1 protein-coding gene is annotated in these 773 nt (G+C 71.4%); it reads left to right on the forward strand.

Annotated features, from left to right (window positions below):
- Positions 1-282: 282 nt before the first annotated feature.
- Positions 283-773: hypothetical protein (locus LPA42_RS33405; protein ID WP_228987145.1), on the forward strand; the 491-nt coding region annotated here is incomplete at its 3' end.

Consider the following 773-nt stretch of genomic DNA (forward strand, 5'->3'; position numbering starts at 1 on the left):
GGCGGGGGCGTTACACCTGACGGACGACCGCAGCAGCACCCCGGATCCCCCCGGATCGCCCCGGATCTGGCAGGACCCGCCCCCGCCACCCGAGTCATCCCCCGGGAATGGGGGCCGGTCGCCGGTCGTTACACCTGGACCCGGCGCCGCAAGGCAGCCGAACCCCCTCCTTCTTCCCCCGTTGTTCGTTGTTCGGGCGCCTCGACGTGGTGCTCGCACACCCCCGCCATGCCCCCTTCGGCGGGCGCGGGTGTGCCGACCCCCCGGATAGGAGACACCCCCATGAACACGACCATCCTGCGTAAGAGCGTCCTCGGCATCGCCGGACTCGCGTTCGCCGGTGGCCTCGCCGCCGGCCCCCTGAACCACGCCATCGACACCGGCACTGTCGACGCGCGGCCCGTCGCCGCCGTGCAGGCCGACACGACCGCCGACGCCGGGAAGCTGATCCCGCACGGTGTGCAGGGCGCGCAGTCGCGTATCGACCTCGACGCCGAGCAGACCGCCAACGCCAAGGCCATCATCGCCGCCACGAAGAAGACCGGCCTCGACGAGCGCGCCGCGGTGATCTCGATCGGCACCGCCCTGCAGGAGTCGAAGCTGCAGAACCTGGGTCACCTGGGTGACCGCAACGACCACGACTCCCTCGGCCTGTTCCAGCAGCGCCCGTCCAGCGGGTGGGGTTCGCCGGAGCAGATCACCGACCCGCAGTATGCGACGACGGCGTTCCTCAAGGGCCTCCGACAGGTCGACGGCTGGCAGGACATGCCGCT

The organism is Micromonospora sp. DH13 (genome assembly GCF_020873825.1).
GTDB classification, from domain to species: domain Bacteria; phylum Actinomycetota; class Actinomycetes; order Mycobacteriales; family Micromonosporaceae; genus Micromonospora; species Micromonospora haikouensis.